This window comes from Streptomyces cahuitamycinicus (assembly GCF_002891435.1).
GTDB classification, from domain to species: domain Bacteria; phylum Actinomycetota; class Actinomycetes; order Streptomycetales; family Streptomycetaceae; genus Streptomyces; species Streptomyces cahuitamycinicus.
The window spans coordinates 1-2,444 of record NZ_POUC01000719.1 but is presented as its reverse complement, the minus strand read 5'-3'; the positions used below and the strand labels follow the sequence as shown (position 1 = coordinate 2,444).

4 protein-coding genes are annotated in these 2,444 nt (G+C 73.0%); 1 reads left to right on the top strand and 3 read right to left on the bottom strand.

Translation table 11 applies throughout. The annotated features are described in order from the left end of the window. On the bottom strand, positions 1–476 hold a 476-nt coding region (locus C1J00_RS42040; RefSeq protein ID WP_180989897.1), incomplete at its 3' end, for a P1 family peptidase. 331 nt (positions 477–807) lie between these two features. Here C1J00_RS42040 and C1J00_RS42035 point away from each other — a divergent pair. Continuing rightward, positions 808–987 (top strand): hypothetical protein, encoded by a 180-nt coding sequence (locus C1J00_RS42035; RefSeq protein WP_102914067.1) that lies wholly within the window; start codon positions 808–810, stop codon positions 985–987. Positions 988–1,054: 67 nt separating this feature from the next. Here the strand turns inward: C1J00_RS42035 and mscL are convergent, their stop codons facing one another. Together mscL and C1J00_RS42025 are read right to left on the bottom strand one after the other, a co-directional pair. Further along, positions 1,055–1,513 carry a large conductance mechanosensitive channel protein MscL gene (mscL, locus tag C1J00_RS42030; RefSeq protein ID WP_102914066.1) on the bottom strand — a complete coding sequence of 153 codons (459 nt, stop codon included), beginning with the start codon at positions 1,511–1,513 and terminating at the stop codon, positions 1,055–1,057. A 123-nt stretch (positions 1,514–1,636) separates the two neighbouring features. Beyond that, positions 1,637–2,227 (bottom strand): hypothetical protein, encoded by a 591-nt coding sequence (locus C1J00_RS42025; RefSeq protein WP_245936726.1) that lies wholly within the window; start codon positions 2,225–2,227, stop codon positions 1,637–1,639. Between the last annotated feature and the right edge of the window lie 217 nt (positions 2,228–2,444).

Below are 2,444 nucleotides of genomic sequence, written 5' to 3'. Positions count from 1 at the left end.
CAGCCCGTGCCCGCCCCCACGCACCCCTGGGGCACCGGCGCGCCGAGGTCGCTCGCCGCGGCGGCCTCGACCGCGGCCCGGCCGGTCGCCGCGTCCGGCCTGGCCCGGAAGTCACCGCCACGCCCCAGGTCGAAGACGCAGGCCGTGGGCACCACCGGCACGACCTGAGCCGGTTCCGGCCCGACACGGATACCGCGCCCCCGCTCCTCCAGCCAGGCCATCACCCCCGACGCGGCGTCGAGCCCGTACGCGCTGCCGCCCGTCAGCACGACCGCCTCCACCTTCCGCACCACGTTGCGCGGATCCAGCGCGTCCGTCTCCTTGGTGCCGGGCCCGCCGCCCCGCACGTCCACGGCGGCCACGGCCCCGCCCTCCGGGGCGAGCACGACCGTGGTGCCGGTGAGCCAACCGTCGCCGGTGCGTGTCGCGTGCCCCACACGCAGGCCGGAGACATCCGTCAGTGCGTCAACTGTCATGGGGAACAGTCTCGACCGCCACTGCCCCGCCCCGCGGGCATACCGAACCGGTGAGTGCCGTGTCAGCCCTTGACCTGCGCGGCCCGGATCAACGGAGGCCGAGCCCCCGAAACGCGGCGGCCGTATCCCCCGAATCGCGGCGGCCCTCACCCGTCGGCGTCACCGGCCCGTTCTCCGCGTGGCCGGGCGCGTGACCCGGGTCTCTCCGGCCGCCAGACAGCGCGCAGACCACCCCTGCCGCGAAGACCGCCCGGTGACCCAGGAAGGTGCAGCAGATCACCAGCAGAGCAGAAGGCACGGGGATTTCTCTCCGCGACCGTACCCTGGTTGCATGAGTACCGTCCCCGGCCCGGAGCCGCGCGAGCCGAAGCCCGCGCTGGTCTTCGACGACCCGTTCGACCAGCAGTCCTCCGACGACACCGATCGCGGCTGGGGCGAGCGCACCGACTCCGGCGGCAGTGCGGCGGACCTCAAACGCTTCCTGGACGAGAAGCCGCCCCACCACCTCTGAACCACGGGCAAGGCGACCGCCGCCCGCAGCCCTTTCCGTGCCGCCCGGTCCGCCGCCCATGGCGCCGTTACCGCTGGTCGTGCCCCGAGCCGCGCTGCGCGATCAGCGCGTCCCGGATCTCCTTCAGCACCTCCAACTCGGTTACCTCGATGATCTCCTGCGCGCCCTCCTTCGCCTTCCGGCGCGCCTCCTGCCGGGCCAGGTACTTCGCCATGGGCAGGACCATCAGGAAGTAGACGACCGCCGCGGTGATGACGAAGCTCAGGGCGGCGCCGAGGACGGAACCCCACAGGATCTGGATGCCCTTCTCGCCCTCGCAGGTCGAGCTCAGACACGAGCTGTAGTGGTCGAGGTTCTTCGTCCCGATGGCGCCGACGACCGGGTTGATCATCCCCTTCACCACGGCGTTGACTATGTTGGTGAAGGCGGCACCGATCACCACCGCCACCGCCAGATCGACGACGTTCCCGCGCATCAGGAAGGCCCTGAAGCCCTCCAGGACACTCGGCTCCTTCTTCTCGCTCACCTGGGGGTCTCTCCTCGTACGAGCAGCTTGTGGAACAAAACGCTCCGCAACCTACGTCACCGTTGGGCCGAACCGGGCAACCAGGTCCCTCGAACGAGGGCCTTGACGAGATCATGCACGCCATCACCACAGCGTCACCGCCAGCCTCCCGGTGGCACTCGCGCCGGCCAGCCGGGCGGCGGTGGCCCGCGGCACCGACAGCACGACCAGCGCCCCGCTGTCGCCCGCGCCTGCCACCGGCTCCGGCACCTTCGTCACCCTGGCCCCGCGTGCGACCACCCGGGCGGAGCCGCCCGGCACCGCCCCCTCGGCGGCGATGACGTCGACCCGGTCGCCGGGCCGCAGCAGCCGTACCGTGGCCGCGTCGGCGATCCGGACCGGGGCCGTCACCGACCCCGTGGCACGGCGCGTGTGCGCGGGCCGCTCCCCGAGAACCGGGGCCGTCTGTGAGGGAGGCCGCACCCGGGGATGGCCACGGGCCCCGTCGGTATCGCGCGGGCCCGCCGCCACGAGTGCCGTGGCGGTGACCGCGAGGCCCACGGCCACGGCCCGCCGCCGGTGCCGGAACAGCTGGCCGGACCGGTGCCCGCCGCGCACCCGTACCGGATCGAACCGCGGCACCTCCCGGCTCGCGGGCACCTCGGCCCCGGGCGGGCACGAGGCGAGTGACCAGGAGGGAGACGAGGGCACGACCGAGGAACGAGCGAGGGACACGGAGACCACCACCTGCGACGAGGGACCGGCTTGCGTCCCCCACGATGAGGCCTCACGCCGCCACCCGCTCAGGCCTGTGGACCCACCACCGGCCTGTGGACAACTCCCTCACCCGAACAGCGACTTCCGGGTCTACAAGGCCAGTCGCCCCCTCGACCCCTTACGGCGACTTCCGGGTCTCCGCAAGGCAAGTCGCCGCCCCTCGACCCCCTCAACC

What these genes read in the sequence shown, in the direction of transcription:
- C1J00_RS42035 (WP_102914067.1), top strand. Translation starts at nt 808, where the DNA reads ATGAGTACCGTCCCCGGCCCGGAGCCGCGCGAGCCGAAGCCCGCGCTG.